Source organism: Alicyclobacillus fodiniaquatilis (assembly GCF_042678105.1).
Taxonomy (GTDB): domain Bacteria; phylum Bacillota; class Bacilli; order Alicyclobacillales; family Alicyclobacillaceae; genus Alicyclobacillus; species Alicyclobacillus fodiniaquatilis.
This window is the reverse complement of sequence record NZ_JBHUCX010000074.1, coordinates 106,716-121,565: the sequence shown is the minus strand read 5'-3', so window position 1 is coordinate 121,565 and position 14,850 is coordinate 106,716. Positions and strand designations below refer to the sequence as shown.

15 protein-coding genes are annotated in these 14,850 nt (G+C 49.1%); 6 read left to right on the top strand and 9 right to left on the bottom strand.

The window, feature by feature from the left end; translation table 11 throughout:
• The first annotated feature begins 51 nt into the window (after window positions 1-51).
• The 3 genes from ACFSB2_RS18820 (at window position 52) to ACFSB2_RS18810 (ending at window position 2,400) form a co-directional block, all read left to right on the top strand.
• Window positions 52-861: a PEP-utilizing enzyme gene (locus tag ACFSB2_RS18820; protein WP_377944634.1), complete on the top strand. Its 810-nt coding sequence runs from the start codon at window positions 52-54 to the stop codon at window positions 859-861.
• A 254-nt stretch (window positions 862-1,115) separates the two neighbouring features.
• Window positions 1,116-2,096: a GNAT family N-acetyltransferase gene (locus ACFSB2_RS18815; protein WP_377944633.1), complete on the top strand. Its 981-nt coding sequence runs from the start codon at window positions 1,116-1,118 to the stop codon at window positions 2,094-2,096.
• Between the two features lie 52 nt (window positions 2,097-2,148).
• Window positions 2,149-2,400 (top strand): hypothetical protein, encoded by a 252-nt coding sequence (locus tag ACFSB2_RS18810; protein ID WP_377944632.1) that lies wholly within the window; start codon window positions 2,149-2,151, stop codon window positions 2,398-2,400.
• Between the two features lie 82 nt (window positions 2,401-2,482).
• On the opposite strand, the gene ACFSB2_RS18805 is transcribed toward ACFSB2_RS18810, so the two are convergent.
• From ACFSB2_RS18805 to ACFSB2_RS18780, 6 genes are all read right to left on the bottom strand, one after another.
• Window positions 2,483-3,571, bottom strand: a complete 1,089-nt coding sequence (locus tag ACFSB2_RS18805; protein WP_377944631.1) for an ABC transporter ATP-binding protein — start codon at window positions 3,569-3,571, stop codon at window positions 2,483-2,485.
• Window positions 3,572-3,639: 68 nt separating this feature from the next.
• Window positions 3,640-4,515 (bottom strand): ABC transporter permease, encoded by an 876-nt coding sequence (locus tag ACFSB2_RS18800; RefSeq protein WP_377944630.1) that lies wholly within the window; start codon window positions 4,513-4,515, stop codon window positions 3,640-3,642.
• Entirely contained in the window at window positions 4,512-5,405 is an 894-nt protein-coding gene (locus ACFSB2_RS18795) for an ABC transporter permease (RefSeq protein WP_377944628.1), read from the bottom strand. The genes ACFSB2_RS18800 and ACFSB2_RS18795 overlap by 4 nt, the downstream gene beginning before the upstream one ends.
• A gap of 84 nt (window positions 5,406-5,489) precedes the next feature.
• Window positions 5,490-6,674 carry an extracellular solute-binding protein gene (locus ACFSB2_RS18790; RefSeq protein ID WP_377944627.1) on the bottom strand — a complete coding sequence of 395 codons (1,185 nt, stop codon included), beginning with the start codon at window positions 6,672-6,674 and terminating at the stop codon, window positions 5,490-5,492.
• Window positions 6,675-6,829: 155 nt separating this feature from the next.
• Window positions 6,830-7,564 carry a GntR family transcriptional regulator gene (locus ACFSB2_RS18785; protein WP_377944626.1) on the bottom strand — a complete coding sequence of 245 codons (735 nt, stop codon included), beginning with the start codon at window positions 7,562-7,564 and terminating at the stop codon, window positions 6,830-6,832.
• A gap of 469 nt (window positions 7,565-8,033) precedes the next feature.
• The gene (locus ACFSB2_RS18780; protein WP_377944625.1) at window positions 8,034-8,939 is read right to left on the bottom strand and encodes a protein kinase family protein; all 906 of its coding nucleotides are present in this window, start codon (window positions 8,937-8,939) and stop codon (window positions 8,034-8,036) included.
• Between the two features lie 338 nt (window positions 8,940-9,277).
• On the opposite strand from ACFSB2_RS18780, the gene ACFSB2_RS18775 reads away from it, so the two are divergent.
• The 3 genes from ACFSB2_RS18775 (at window position 9,278) to ACFSB2_RS18765 (ending at window position 10,570) form a co-directional block, all read left to right on the top strand.
• Entirely contained in the window at window positions 9,278-9,895 is a 618-nt protein-coding gene (locus ACFSB2_RS18775; protein ID WP_377944624.1) for an HD domain-containing protein, read from the top strand.
• Window positions 9,896-9,916: 21 nt separating this feature from the next.
• Window positions 9,917-10,339, top strand: coding sequence for a CHAP domain-containing protein (locus ACFSB2_RS18770; RefSeq protein WP_377944638.1), 423 nt, complete (start codon window positions 9,917-9,919; stop codon window positions 10,337-10,339).
• 81 nt (window positions 10,340-10,420) lie between these two features.
• Entirely contained in the window at window positions 10,421-10,570 is a 150-nt protein-coding gene (locus ACFSB2_RS18765) for a hypothetical protein (protein ID WP_377944623.1), read from the top strand.
• Window positions 10,571-10,718: 148 nt separating this feature from the next.
• Here ACFSB2_RS18765 and aroF read toward each other — a convergent pair whose 3' ends face one another.
• The 3 genes from aroF to ACFSB2_RS18750 all read right to left on the bottom strand — a co-directional run bounded on the left by aroF (window position 10,719) and on the right by ACFSB2_RS18750 (window position 14,587).
• Window positions 10,719-11,741: a 3-deoxy-7-phosphoheptulonate synthase gene (aroF, locus tag ACFSB2_RS18760; RefSeq protein WP_377944622.1), complete on the bottom strand. Its 1,023-nt coding sequence runs from the start codon at window positions 11,739-11,741 to the stop codon at window positions 10,719-10,721.
• A complete protein-coding gene (locus ACFSB2_RS18755) occupies window positions 11,732-12,886 on the bottom strand; it encodes an acyl-CoA dehydrogenase family protein (RefSeq protein WP_377944637.1) in 1,155 nt (384 codons plus the stop codon). The genes aroF and ACFSB2_RS18755 overlap by 10 nt, the downstream gene beginning before the upstream one ends.
• 99 nt (window positions 12,887-12,985) lie before the next feature.
• Window positions 12,986-14,587 (bottom strand): AMP-binding protein, encoded by a 1,602-nt coding sequence (locus ACFSB2_RS18750; protein WP_377944621.1) that lies wholly within the window; start codon window positions 14,585-14,587, stop codon window positions 12,986-12,988.
• Between the last annotated feature and the right edge of the window lie 263 nt (window positions 14,588-14,850).

Here is a 14,850-nt window from a genome sequence, read left to right as displayed (position 1 = left end):
GTTGAACATGTTTTCTTCAACAGAACATGTTTTCAGTGAATCGCTAAGACCATGGCAGATGATGCCATGGTCTTTTTGTGTTCCAAAAACAACAGACAACGAAAGAGGATGGTTATTTTCAATAAGATTCGAATCGCTTACGGGGAGCAACTGCATAAGTTCAAACCCTTATTGCAGGAAGCTTATCAAAGTATTTACAAGTATCAGTTGAAGCGTACGACTGAAAATGAATTACAAATGCGCACAGCCATCGACGCAACAAGGGAGCCGTTGGCGTTTTTTGCAAATCATATGCCTTATTCAAAGGCCAGATATATCTACGCCCTGAGCAGATTGGACGAGATGAAACCGTTCGACCTAATCATGTGTTTTGATCAGGCTATTTTTGAAATGCATGTATGGGAAACGCTATCAGAACTTGGGATCAAAAGAGGGCAATGGGCCAAAAACAACCCGTGGAGCAAAGAGCTTCGTGCTTTATTGGATGAACGTCAAGCGACGAGCCAAGATCGTGACAATCCAAATGATGCGGAGGAGTTTTTAGCAAGTGGCATGACAGCTTGTAGAGGCAGTGCCCAAGGACGGGCCTGTATCGTTTCGGAAAATGCGCATTTCCAGAAGGTAAAGAAGGGGGATATTCTTGTTACACCGATGACAACCCCTGATTTTATCGTGATAGCGCATTTGATTTCTGGCATGATTACAGACCGTGGCGGAGTCGTCTGTCATGCCGCGATACTAGCCAGAGAGTTCAATATTCCTTGTGTTGTCGGATGTAAAACGGCAACGACAACCATCACGGATGGCGAGCTAATTCGTTTGGATGCGACCGCCGGAATTGTATTGGGTGTGATTCAATGAAACGTCATCGTTATCTCGAACCATTAGAGGTTGCCCTAAGCCTGTTCGGATTTTGGGGGAAAGCGACGCAAGTACTATCGCGTTTAACACAAGCTGCTTGTTTTTACGGAATTTGTGATTCCTGATTTCTGAATTTGCAGTGGGAGAAGCGTATGAAAATGCACCACCGTACAGGGACAGTTCCTGTACTTTCGAGCAAAAAATTAAATATAGTCCATTAAAAGTATATTACAGCTTCACAAGGGGGATTTTCATTGGTTCACGATGGGATCACTATCCGCTCAGAGCGGTTTGAGGATTTTCATGAAATTGCGGAACTGAATGCCACTACTTTCAATTACAGTTCTGGAATTGGTGAAGTTCCATTGATTAGTGTCTTAAGAAATCGCTTAACATTTGATTCGGAGTTGTCAGTAGTCGCCGCATATGAGGGGAGAATTGTCGGTCATGCACTGTTTACTCCCCAGTTGGTACGTGTTGGCGGAGAGACATTGAAAGCGGTAATTTTAGCTCCAATTGCGGTTCACCCAGAATTTCAAAATAGGGGTATTGGGTCAAAATTGATTGAAGAGGGACATATACGAGCTGAGCGCAAGGGATATCAATTCTCTCTACTCGTAGGGCACCCGTCGTATTATCCACGATTTGGCTATTTGAATAAAATGTTCGGACAGTGTTGTTTGCAGGTTCAATTTGATGACCTACCAACAGTTAGCGAAAATGTTGAAGAACGCCGGGTCGAACAGAGGGATTTAAAAGAATTACGATCAATGTGGGAACTGTGGTTTTCAGATACAGACCTAGCGCTCGAGCCGGGGGATTCCATACTGGATTGGTTGAGTCATGGAAGGCGTATCCAGACGTCTGCCATCGTGATTGACGGACAATTGTCAGGATATATACGTTATGATATCACCACGCCCGAGAAATTGATTACTTTCCTTGCAAAAGACGCTCCTTCAGTAAACGCAATTTGCAGTTACCTAAAACAAAAGGTCATCAAAAGTGGAACGAAGTCAAATGGTCTAATGATACCAGTTCATCCCAATGCTACACCGGTAACGAAACTTATTAATTTTAGCTTTAGGCCATTGGTGACGACTACACCTCCGAGTATGATTAAAATTCTCGATGGTACAAATGCTTCAATTGCGGCTTATTGCGATGCAGTATCTTCTCAACACTGCTCTCCGGGATGCGTGATTTGGCCTGTTGAGTTTGATGTTTTGCCATGATTGCTAAACTAATGGGTTTTTGTTCAGCAGTGAAATAAAATACGAGGGAAAAGTGATTTCCATTTCTCCATTTGCTGTCGCAGGCAAAACGAGCGAACAACTCGTCAATCTGAAACGAGGACAATCCACACAGTTCACGTTTGACGCCCCAATAAAAGAAGTGTTTGGTGATTCGAAACGGCTTGATTTTAAAAATCCAGAAATTAAATTGGAAGGGTATGTTCATGAGGCGAATAAAGATACACCATTTCAAATGAGCGGCAATTTGAGCATATTTTTAAGTGAATATCAGTGGGTTACCTGACTTATTTGTAAGTTTTAAACCGCCCTTCACCCAGCTTTTGTGCTAGGCGAAGGGCGATTGCCTCATATGTCGACACGCAGCTTCATATCGTTGCCCCTTCTTGCGCCACTCGTTGCGCCATATTTGCCTCCTCTTTCACTAAGCGTCCCCCCTGATACACCAATGCTCGGCCAAAGCGAAATTTCACGATCTCGCCGATGGACAATTGATTTGGCACAAAGGCTCTCAATGTACCGAGTGACGTTTCCAAGACAATTTCTGCATAGTGCCCTCGCGGTAGTCGGCGCAAGACGCGCGCGGTGGCGCCGATGTCGTTCGTGATAAGAATGTCCTCCGGGCGAACGGCGAGATCGACCGGGGTGGTCGAAGTGGCATTCGAGTGTTCGCACGGAACCGGCTCATTGTGCTCAGAAGACTCCGCATAGACAAATCCATTGCGAATCCGGCCGCGGAATACGTTCATCGAACCAATAAATCGCGCGACAAAATTGGTCTCTGGATGTAGATAGAGATTGTCTGGTGTATCAAACTGCTCAATGTGACCTTCGGACAGCACGGCGACTCTGTCGGATACGGACATGGCCTCGTCTTGATCGTGTGTGACGAAGATGGTCGTGATGTGCAGACGCTGCTGAATCTCGCGGATTTCCTCTCGGACTTTGTGTCGCAGTTGTGCATCCAGATTGCTGAGCGGTTCATCCAACAGCAGCACCTTTGGCGTCAGGACCAACGCACGCGCTAATGCCACACGCTGTTGCTGTCCACCGGACAATTGTGCGGGGTAATATTTTTCGAGACCGCGCAAATCGACCATTTGCAGAACTTCCGCCACGCGTTGTGAAATTTCCCTTTTGCTCAACCTGCGCAACTTTAATCCAAAAGCGATGTTTTGGTAGACGGTCATGTTTGGCCACAGCGCATACTGTTGAAACACCATGGAAGTCGGTCTGCGTTCCGGCGGGACGTTCGTGACAGGCAGACCATCTATGATGATCTGGCCTTCATTGGAATTGATAAATCCACCGATCATGCGCAATATCGTCGTTTTGCCACTGCCTGACGGGCCAAGCAGGCAGACCATTTCTCCTGATTGAACATGAAGGTCAAGACCCTCTATGATTGTTCGATCCCCATAGCGTTTGCCGACTTGCACGAGTGATAAATCCGCCATTGTGCTTCGCCTCCACTTGAATGTCCAGGTATCAATACAAGACATTTTAAAAATCACTTCATTGACGTTTATTTCATGCGGAACCCTGCCGCTAAATAGCCTCCGACAATGTACTTGCGGATGAGCAGCAACAGCACGAAGGAGGGGATGGTCAAGAGAATGGAGAAGACGGCTGCCGCTTGTTGCGGATAATTCGTCACCATGGTATACATTTCGACGGGCATGGTGGTGTAGTTCGGCGCACCGACGAGAAACGTGCCCTGCGCTTCGTCAAACGATGCAAGAAATGCTTGGATCAATGCCACGATAATGCCTGGCCTTGCGAGCGGCAGTGTCACGTGTAGGAATGTGCGAAACTTTCCTGCTCCAACGTCGCGTGCTGCCTCTTCCAGGGCTTTCGGCACTGCGGAGAAAGCGGCTGCGGGAATCCATGTCATGACGACGACCGTATTTAACAATTGAACGAGAACAACGCCTAGAAAGGTATCCATTAAATGAAACGAATAAAGCAAACTTGCCATGGCAATGTACAGGCCCATTTTGGGGAAGGCGTTTGTTGCAAACAGGCCGACAAACATGATGCGTTTTCCGGGAAATTGGTAGCGAGAGAACGCATATGCCGCTGGAAGGCAAATCACAGCCGAAACGGCGGTGACAACGGGCGCGAAAATGAAACTGAGGACAATTGAGTGACCGAAGTGCGCGCTGGAGAGCACTTGATGCCACCAAGAAAGAGACCATGCCTGTGGTGTTAACGCTGGATAGAACCACTCGCCGGCAAACGCCCAGACGACGAGCACGACGAGCGGGCCTAAGATAAACACCACGAGCGCAAGCAGCAAGGCGACGGTTAGGGAGCGATTGGCTGCGGTGGCCGCGCGCCTAGTCGGCTTCAATGGGCGCGAGGCAACAGGCGACGAGAATGAATTTTCAAAGACACTCATTGGCTGGCACCTGACTTTCTATCTAGTCGGAGATTCGCCCAAACATAGAGGAAACCAACGAATGCGGCCACAACAAACACCATGACTGCCATGGCTTCCGCCTGTTCCGGCTCGTTGTAAGACCCGTAGTAATTGGTCATGGCGACCCCAAGCATCTGTGGCGTTGTGGGACCCATCAAATAGGGAATGGTGTAAGCGCCGAGCGCGCCAATCATGGCAAATGTCGACACAATCACGGTTGGCAGCAGGTTCATTGGAATGAGCACCCGAGCGCAGACAGTCCACCACCTTGCCCCGACATCACGCGCAGCTTCGACGACCGAGTCTGGAATACTACGAAGTCCAGACGCTAAAAGCAAAACGGTAAACGGCAACCCCGTCCAGATCTGTCCGATGATAATGCCTGGCAAGGTATAGCCGAAGCTCGGAAAGTGGGCAGCGCCAAGGTGATGTGCGATTGCGTCTGCATATCCGCCCTGGTTCCAGAATGTTACAAGCGCATAGGCGGCGATCACGCCCGGAATGAACATGGGAATCAAATAGAGCGTAGACACGATCCGCGCGAATCGGCTGTCGGAAATCCGTAAATACAGCGCGATGGCGTAGCTGATCAAGAGTTGAAGCAGAACGGAAACAAGCGAAACCCATACTGTGGAGAAAAAGTCGGATCGAAAGGATGCTGTATGCCAGAGTTGTGCGTAGACGCCAAACGTAATGCCGTGGTGGGCAACAATTTGATTTTGCGCCATGTCGCTCACTGTTTGATTGGGTCCCCCGGTTACGCCCAGCGAGTAGGCAATGGCCTCAACGGTGGGTAAGCCGACGAATATCACGATGAAAGCAAACGGGATCGCCGCAAGCAAAAAGCCAAACAATCGCCCTTTGCGCACAGACACGTCCTCCTCTCGAATTTCGGATGGCTACTGGAGAAGGTTCGTCCGGCAGCCATCCACGATGTAATTTACGAATGATATCTATTTTGATGGCGTACCAGCTACTTGGTTTTGCCACAGCTGATGCAAGTCGTTGCTGTAGAAGGAAGAGATGCCTGTGGAGAATGATCCCGAAATCGACGCAAACTTTTTCTGCACCGATGCAGGCATGTATTTCCACTCTACGCCTGGATACCCATCCATTTCGCTGACGACAATGGATTGTACGGGAGGTGTCAACAGCCAATTGAGGAATGCGTCAGCGGCCGCTTTGTTTGGACTGTTGGCAACGACGCCAACGTCTGCTGGCCCTCCGTTGAAAGGCGGTGTCAGCTGGAGGAGCTTAACAGATGCCGGCAATTGATGCTGTGCGAGCGCAGCCAAAGACATATCCGACCAGACTGGGGCTATCCAGATGGATTGGTTGGCAAGCAGTTGCAAGACGGCGTTGTTGCCGTTCGGATAGAACCCGTTTCTATAGATATCCGGCGTCAGACTGTGCAACGTATTTAATCCAGTGGTCCAGTATTTCTCCAAACTCTTGTCCTGACCGCTCACCATCGCTGGCTGTTGTGCGGACGGCATCTCACTACGGACGACATTTGTGACAAAAGCGTCGCCCGATCCGCCGCTACTGGGGCTGTTGTACGTAAATTTTCCTGGATTGTCTTTGATCCACGTCAATAGCGCTGATAGCGTCTTTGGTGGATTTTTGACGAAGTCAGAATTGTAGGCGAGTACGACGGAAGACGCGCGATATGGAAGCCCTTCGTAGTCACTTTGCTTCAAGAGTGCTGCATCCACGTGACTCATCAGGGGGATTTCTTTGGCATTCAATTTCTGCAGGAGGTTTGCTTGCGCCAAGTTCGTCACGAATCCAGCATCAATGATGTCAAAGCCGGAGTTTTTCTTGGCCTTCTCAGCCGCGGTAATTCTGTCCTGCGTCGCCGTGTCATTCACCCCGTCTGCGGAATAGACAACCCGAATGTGAACATTCGGGTGTGACTTTTGGTACATCGGAATCAAGTCATTCTGCCAGAGGGTCTGAACGTTGACGTCACCGCTCGTGTAAAGCGTCATGTTGACGGTCTTCGCACTTGTCGTTTTCGCCGCAGTGCCAGAGGCGGTGTTTGTCGTATTCGCTGAAGACGGATCTCCGCAACCTGCGACCACCATGCTCGATAAGGCTGCAATTGCCATTGTACTCATCGCAATTTTTGCTTTCACACTTGTTCCTCCTCGGATTTAAAGTTCTGCATGATAGAGGTTCCTCATACTTGCAACTTCTGACTCCCCGGTGATTTCCTTGGGTGCAAATCCTGTACCAATCGTCGCCATGAACTCCCCCTCTCACTGCCGGTTCAATCTCTACTTGCGCAAATTTAGCGATGACGTGTCACTTGGATAGAAAACACGTTCATATTCAAATAATCGAATGCCAGAAAGATGGGCTGGTGCTGCATGTTCATGTGCAGTTGGCGAAGCAGCAAAATGGGCGGCGCGTCGTCTTCTGTGAGATAACGGAGATAAGCGTCTTCCTTCGTTGGAATGAGCACCTCTGTTTCCGCATAGTCCACGTGATGGCCGTGATCGTCCAAGGTGTCGAGAATGGATCCCGCTACACTTTCAGGTGGCGCATATTGAAGCGGGAAGATATTGACGGAAACGGCAGCGGCCAGATTTCCTACGTAGCGAATTCGCACCATGCGCATCGCGTCTGCCGATGGCTGCGTATTGAGGTGTCGCGCCTCTTCTTCCGAAAGTTGAATGGGAACAAATTCGACGATTTGCTTTCTGGCTGTCGCTTCCGAAATCGCCATCATCTTATCCATGCTTTCGAGCTTCGTGAGCATGGAGACGACCTGATCCACACGCGGATTGACGTAACGGCCCACCCCTTGACGAGATGTGACAAAACGCTCTTGTTCTAATGTTTGAAGCGCCTGGCGAACCGTTACACGCGTGACGCCATAGTCTTTTGCAAGTGCGTTTTCACTTGGCAGCAACATTCCCTGCGGCCACTCGCCGAGTGTAATGCGCTGTAAAATGTCATTTCGTATCTCTAAGTAGCGACGAATGATTGGTCTCCCTCCAGCACAAAAAGTAATGCCCGGCATGCTCTGCTTGTATATACAAGTGCAGGATACCGGGCGAATGTGAATATTGGTCTAGTATTCTTGTGAAGGAAAAGTAAAATGATTGTTAATTGTTTGGGGAATCGGTTGTAGGAACTGGTGCATAGAGAAAGTGAGCCGGAATTCCCGGAGAACTGGGGGGATAAGTGATTGATAGAGCAGGATGCCCCATCATGGTTGTGGAAGAGATAGCGGGCTGCGACATGGAAGAGCGTGACGTGCATCTGACATGAGAGCCAAGACAGGTTTTGTTCGACGCAGGCAAACAAATCGCTTTAGTAAACCAAGTGGAAGTCGATGGGTGTCGAGCGCAAGTGAGATGTTGGTTTGAATGTAAGCGGGGAATTCAAAACGTTCCGAGCCGAGCGTATTACTATGAAAATTTTTGGAAAGACATCTCCATATTATCGGACTACAATTTTGACAACCAAGAGCGGAAAGCGGTCAAGTGCTAAAAAATCAATCTGTCTTCTATAGTATTTATATATTGTTGCTGCCCAGTTGTCCTCTCTGCGATTTTGATTTCTCCGTCTGCCGCTTCCAGATCAATTTCATAAAAGAAGTTTCCCAAATCGTCATACAAACCGTTTAACAGAAAATAGTTATGATAATCCTTGTCAAATTCCCAATACAGACCTGCATTTTTTGCTATAGCCTCCAACTGCCCTATATCTGTGCTTGAATCTATGTACTCTCTCAAATCACGTTCAATAGGCCCTAAATGGATGCTGTCCCAGTCCACAATAAATATTTTCCGGTTATTGTCAATCATTAAATTGACGCCAAGGTCGCCATGCGTCAAATAGAGCTTATTCTGTTTGTTCCGAACTTTATAGACCAGCTCTTCGTAAATACTCCAATATTTCATAAAAAAATCACGGTTGCGTTTCATATGTCCAATCAGAATCTCAGATTTCGTATGATATTTGTCTGTCAGCAAATCATTCATGATTTTTTTCCCATATAAGGGAAATTGACAGTGGTTTTTACATTTAATATCCAATTTATAGATATTCGCCATTAAACTCAATATTAACCGGGCATCATTGGTTTTAAAATTTGTGCCGTTAATATGTGTGTATAAAGCGACAACCCTATTATTGTCCAATGTGTGCAGCAAAATGCCGTCCACGGTTCTTATCGGTTTTGGTATGTATTCAATATGTTCTGCCATTTCAAAATGAATATCAAGCGATGCGCTTAACTCTGTTTCAAAACACATTTCGTCAACAAATATCTTAATAAAGTATTTACCTCTACTTGTATCTAAAACATATGTTTCCGCCCACCAACCGCGCGGAGCCGGGATGTATGAATTTATTGAGAACCCATATGCGCTTTCGATTTGCTTAATCATGCTATCCAGGCTAACCCCCATCTTTCATCATAAATTTATGAAAAGCCTTGCCTTAAAATCACTTGAAATCGTCACTCATACACGATGTACGCACCCAATTATATCATGTTTCCAAACTGAGGAATTTGAAGTCTCTAGTCAGCAGGGATGGTTACTGGGAAAGGGGCATTAGCAGACCAACCTCAACGGTTCTTATAAAATGATGATGGTCATACCGTGATGTAGATGCAACGCTCATAATGGTGTGTGTTTGGTTAAGTTGCGGTGAACCGAGCCGCTGCTAATTGGTTATTGTTGTGTATTGGATGCACTCTAAAGAAGAATAGGGGGGCGAAAGTTTGAGGTTTAAGCGATTAGGAAGTGTACGAAAACTTATACGTAAAATGTTGCCTACAATAGAGACGAACGTAGAGACATCAACTTGGCTTCATTTATCTGCGGTATCCACTTTTGCTTCGATGCTCGCTATGAGGAGAGGACAAGATTCGGAAATTGCTGCGATTGCGGGCTTGCTTCACGATTATTATTTCTATAAAACCGGAATCAAAGATTTTCCTGGTCCCAACAGCGCAGATGCCGTAAGACCGATCATACGTGGTATGCAAATCTTTACGGACGAAGAGCTTACTGTCATTCTTCGATCGATCTTTTATCAAGAAGATAGACACCAAATCCATGGCCCATACGAAGAAATCATTAAAGATGCTGTTTTATTGCAGGCGTACTTTCAGGATACTAGAAAAAAGCCATCAAAGACAGATATACATAGATTACGAAATGTGTTTGTTGAATTAGAGATTTCGGATGAGCGCATAGGAACAGAATCAAAGATCGACCAAAAAATGATGAACCTGAACTTTGAAGATAGACGTCTTATGCTGGCTGATTTTTCAGAAATGCTGGCCGGGCAAAACATCATTGGTATCCCAGAGGATGCACGTTATCGGGAAATTTGAAAATATTGGCCGGACTCGGATATCTACCAAGTACTCAAAGCGAATTGGTGTGCAGCATTCGTGTATTACTGCTGCATGCAAGTTGGAATTCGATTGCCAATTCGATATCCGAACAACAAGTATCGATTAGCTGGGGTTGGCGCGTGGTTGGACTGGGCCAAGCTGCCTGAAACCGGATTTTTCTATCATGATGAACAAAATGGCTTTACTCCGAAACGTGGTGATATTGTCATTTACGAGAAGCTTCTATCCGATAATTCACATGATCATATCGGGATTGTGCTTGCTTGTGATGACAGTGAAATTTTGGTTGCAGAAGGGAACAAGGACAATAAAAACTTCTCTAGCGTTTTTTACAGGGATAGGGGTCACTGTATTCTCGGGTATATCCGTATAGATAACGGCTATCATTTTCATTTCGATGGGGAATATAGACCGATATGATATATAGTGTATAATTCTGTTAATCAACTAAAGTCGCCACTTTTAGCGTGTAGTTTGCATAAATAGGAGGGGGTAAGATTCGTGCTTCTCTGGATGATAGAGATCGTTGTGGCTATCGGTGTTATTGTAGCCATCATTCAAATTCGCAATGCCACACAAAGAATGGCATCTAGATTGGATGATATTTACGCAATCTTAAAAGAACAAAATACGCCATCTAAACAGGACTAATATATCGTTCATATTCTGTAGTATTCATATCGAGCCGTATACAAGCTTCAGTGTTTACTATCATACAATCTCTTTAAACAAAACGGCTCGCTCCAACACAGGAACGAGCCGTTTTCCAAAATCACCTAAACCTCTGCATCACGTGCGCTTACGCGTGAACGGTCGTACGACTTAATGTAGGAGAGACAGCGGCAGCGATGCGATTCACATCGTCGACCATTTGGTTGAACTGATCGAAATCAATCGTCTGTGCTGCATCCGACCAAGCCTTCGCTGGGTCCGGGTGGATCTCGACGATGACGCCAGTAGCGCCAGCTGCGATACCTGCGCGGGCCATCGCATTGACGTACTGCGATTTCCCGACGCCGTGGCTGGGGTCCACAATCACAGGCAGATGGGACAGGTGTTGAACGACTGGGACAGCGTTCAAATCCAGCGTGTTCCGCGTGGCTGTTTCGTATGTGCGGATGCCGCGCTCACAGAGCATGACATTCGGATTGTCCTGTGCGAGGACATATTCTGCGGACATCAGCCATTCTTCGATGGTCGCAGACAGGCCGCGTTTCAACATGACAGGCTTGCCTGATTTGCCGACTTCGCGCAGTAGAGGGTAGTTCTGCATGTTGCGTGCGCCGATTTGGAGAATGTCGACGTACTCGGCGACCAATGCGACCTTTTCAGGTTCCATGACTTCCGAGATGATGGGTAAACCCGTTTTTTCCCGCGCCAACGCCATCATCTTCAAGCCTTCTTCGCCATGACCTTGGAAGCTGTACGGCGATGAACGAGGCTTGAACGCGCCGCCGCGCAGGACATGACCGCCGGCTTTTTTCACAGCTTCGGCAATTTCGATGATGTTTTCCAGCGATTCGATACTACAGGGGCCAGCCATGATGGTCGGTTCATCCCCGCCAATCACATGACCGCCGACTTCAATCAGCGTGTTCTCAGGGTGGAATTCACGGCTGGTCAGCGGGTAAGGGCTCTTGACCTGGACGACATTTTCCACGCCTTCCAATGTCTTGAGCTTTGCCTGCAAAGTTTCGTCGTTGTTGTGCACCACAATTGCCTTTTTCCCTGCCTGATAACCGGTGAAACCTGCTTCCTGAATCGTGGACAAGATGTTTTTCAAGATGGTGTAGTTCACTTGCGGACGTAAAATTATGACCATGATGATTCGCTCCTTTTGCGTTCTGCGCGTGTAATCACATCTCGTACAATGACCATCTTTTGAATTTCGCCAGTGCCTTCTTCAAACCGCTGCATGCGAGCGTCGCGGTATAGTCGTTCAATTTCGGAGGATTTGAAATAACCGGATCCTCCATGTATCTGAAGTGCCTTGTCGGTCACACGTTGTAGCATTTCGGTGCCAAACAACTTCGCCATCGCCGCCTGTGTGGAAATCGCCTCACCGGCGTCGAACAACGCGCCGGCGTACAGACACAGGCGCCGCGCCGCTTCAATGTCGGTCGCCATTTCCGCCAACCACATTTGAATCGTCTGGCGCTTGGCGAGCGGCTTGCCAAAGGTGACTCTGTCCAATGCGTGCTGTGCCGCCAATTCGAGCGATCTCGCCGCTGCGCCGACGCAGGTCATCCCAATTGCGGTGCGGCTCGGGTCCAAAAAGCCGCGAAAGGCGACATCCAGACCGTCCCCTTCTGCGCCGAGGCGATGGGATACCGGGACGCGACAGTCGGTGAGTGTCAGGTGCCCATGGTTGGTCCCTGTGATGCCCATGGCAGGGGGCATCAATTCGATGTCGAGACCAGGCGCATCGCGCGGCACCAGCAACGCCAGCGTGCCTTCGCCGCCGCTGGTTCCTTCCAGGCGGCAAAAGAGCAGAAAGAAATCAGCGACATCACTGAAAATAATCATCCACTTCTCGCCGTTGAGGATGTACTCATCTCCTTCGCGGCGGGCGGTGGTCTTGATGTCGGCGCCGGATCCCGAGTTCGGCTCCGTGAGCGTGAAGGTAATGCGTTGTTTGCCCTGAACCAGAGGCAAGACAAAACGTTCTCGCTGCTCAGGCGTCGCTTTGCTGTCAACGGATCGCCATAAGCTGTTCATGACATGGACGATGACCCGCATGGAGCCGTGCATGTGCGCAAACTGTTCCAGCAATTGCAAATACTCGACAAACGTCAGTCCGGCACCGCCATACGCTTCTGGCGCCGCCAGGCGGAGAAATCCGCGCTCATTCAAATCCTGCCAGACAGCGTCCGGGACTTGTCCCGTTTGTTCGATTGTCTCACCCAGCGGGCGGGCTGGGCCTTCGACATATGTTTTCACCGCATTCAGCCAATCGTCAAACTGCATTGCCGCCACGTTTTGGCCTCCTTCATGCGAGCGTGTTCCCCAAGCGGACTTGTGAAAATGTACTCGCATGGCATTCGAGCGCATATTGAGCTTCCATCATCAACTGGTGTGTTCGGCTTCCATGGCCAGCTTGGCGGTGATGTCGTTTCGCAACACGTACTTTTGTATTTTACCACTCGCTGTCCGCGGTAGCTCGTCAATGACTTCAATTCGTTCCGGCCAGTAGATTTTCGCCATGCCGTGTCTGCCCAGAAAGTCTGTCACCTGGGAGAGGTCTGGCGCTGTTTGGCCAGATTTTACCACAATATAAGCGCAAGCCCGCTCGCCAAGGCGTGGGTCTGGCATGGCCACGACGGTCGCATCGGCGATGGCCGGATGCTGATAAAGCAGTTCCTCAATTTCAACCACGGGGATTTTTTCGCCACCGCGATTGACGACATCTTTTTTTCGACCGGTAATTTTCATGTAGCCTTCAGCGTCGATGACGGCCAAATCTCCCGTATCAAAAAAACCGTCGGCTGTAAAACCAGCTTCAAACCACTCGTGATGGTGCAGGTAGGTGACGAACATCGCGGGCGTCTTGATTTGGTAGTTGCCCTCGCTGCCAGCGGGCAGCGTGTTGCCTTCGTCGTCGACGACGCGAATGGCCATTCCGTCGATGACTCGCCCATCGGTGCCCGCTTGTTTCTCGACGGGATCATTCGGCCGACCGACGGTCACCAGACAGCCTTCGGTGGAACCCCAGGCACCGACCACTGAGCATGCCAGCGCCTCCCGTGCTTGCTGGGCCAACTGCCGCGGAATGGCTGCGCCTGTGGCGATAAACAGGCGCAGGCCTTTCGGCGGTTGATCACAGTTGCTGATGTCCGCGAGAAAGGGCATGGCCGCTTGGACAAAGGTTGCCCCGTGCGTCTCGATGGCCGCACGCGCGGTATCGACGTTCCAGATGGCTTGGTAGACGCCGGCGGCGCCGATGTAAAACGACACGAGCATACCGTACAAAAAGCCAGTCTGGTGTGCCAAAGGCGAAGGAATCCATATCCGATCCGCCGCGCCCAATTCCAGCGTGGTCGTGTGCGCCAGCAATGCGCTCGACAGCGTCTGGTGCGTGTGCAGCACACCCTTGGGTTCACCGGTGGTGCCGGATGTGTACAACAACTGTGCGTGTGTCGCGCCTGTTGCGCGCCGCGCAGCAATCTCGTCGACGGCGATGTCTTCGCCGGAGAGGAGTCCACCCATGTCTGCGGATGCTGGGCGTCTGTTTGACTGCGGCAGTACAATGCTGTGCTTTAGCGCCGGCAAGTCGGCCCGTATGGCTTCAACCAGCGGTTTGTATCTAAAACGACGAAATTCATCAGGAATAATCAGCAACTTGCTGCCCGACGATTGCATGATGAATTTGACTTCGCGTTCACGCAAGGATGGCAACAGTGGACATGGTGTCGCGCTGATGCGCCACAGCGCCAGGGTCAACACGACAAATTCCCAACTGGTCGGCAGTTGGTATGCGACCGCTTCCCCTTGTTCGACACCCAGTTCCAGCAGACGGGTTGCGCATTTATCTGCCAGTTTGGAAAGTTCACCATAGGTCATGAGCACAGGTTCGTCGAGGCTCAAATCGACAATGGCCAATTGTTCTGGCCGCGTGCGTATGGTTTCGTCGATCCTGTCGAGAAACAGCGGCGCTTTGGTGAGATCCACTCGGCTTCAACTCCTTTTGTGTTTGTTTTTGCTACATAAAAGATGGATGTATTGAACATGCCGTGTGTCGTGTATGACGACAGATTGCAAACCATTTCAGATTTCAAACGACGTTCAAATGGATTGTATGTATCCTGATATATTACCGCAACTAAAGTCAACCATTGCACAATCGGTGGCATCGCAAACCGCGTTCCATGTGCCTGGATGACATTTTGCATAATTTTTATCACCAGGTATGACAAGCTTGAAAAGCGGTTGCG

Bases quoted from the DNA above. Each gene is read 5' to 3' on its own strand.
- aroF (WP_377944622.1), bottom strand. From the start codon at position 11,741: ATGGTCATAATTTTACGTCCGCAAGTGAACTACACCATCTTGAAAAAC.
- ACFSB2_RS18805 (WP_377944631.1), bottom strand. From the start codon at position 3,571: ATGGCGGATTTATCACTCGTGCAAGTCGGCAAACGCTATGGGGATCGA.
- ACFSB2_RS18780 (WP_377944625.1), bottom strand. From the start codon at position 8,939: ATGATTAAGCAAATCGAAAGCGCATATGGGTTCTCAATAAATTCATAC.
- ACFSB2_RS18800 (WP_377944630.1), bottom strand. From the start codon at position 4,515: ATGAGTGTCTTTGAAAATTCATTCTCGTCGCCTGTTGCCTCGCGCCCA.
- ACFSB2_RS18820 (WP_377944634.1), top strand. From the start codon at position 52: ATGGCAGATGATGCCATGGTCTTTTTGTGTTCCAAAAACAACAGACAA.
- ACFSB2_RS18755 (WP_377944637.1), bottom strand. From the start codon at position 12,886: ATGCAGTTTGACGATTGGCTGAATGCGGTGAAAACATATGTCGAAGGC.
- ACFSB2_RS18785 (WP_377944626.1), bottom strand. From the start codon at position 7,564: ATGCCGGGCATTACTTTTTGTGCTGGAGGGAGACCAATCATTCGTCGC.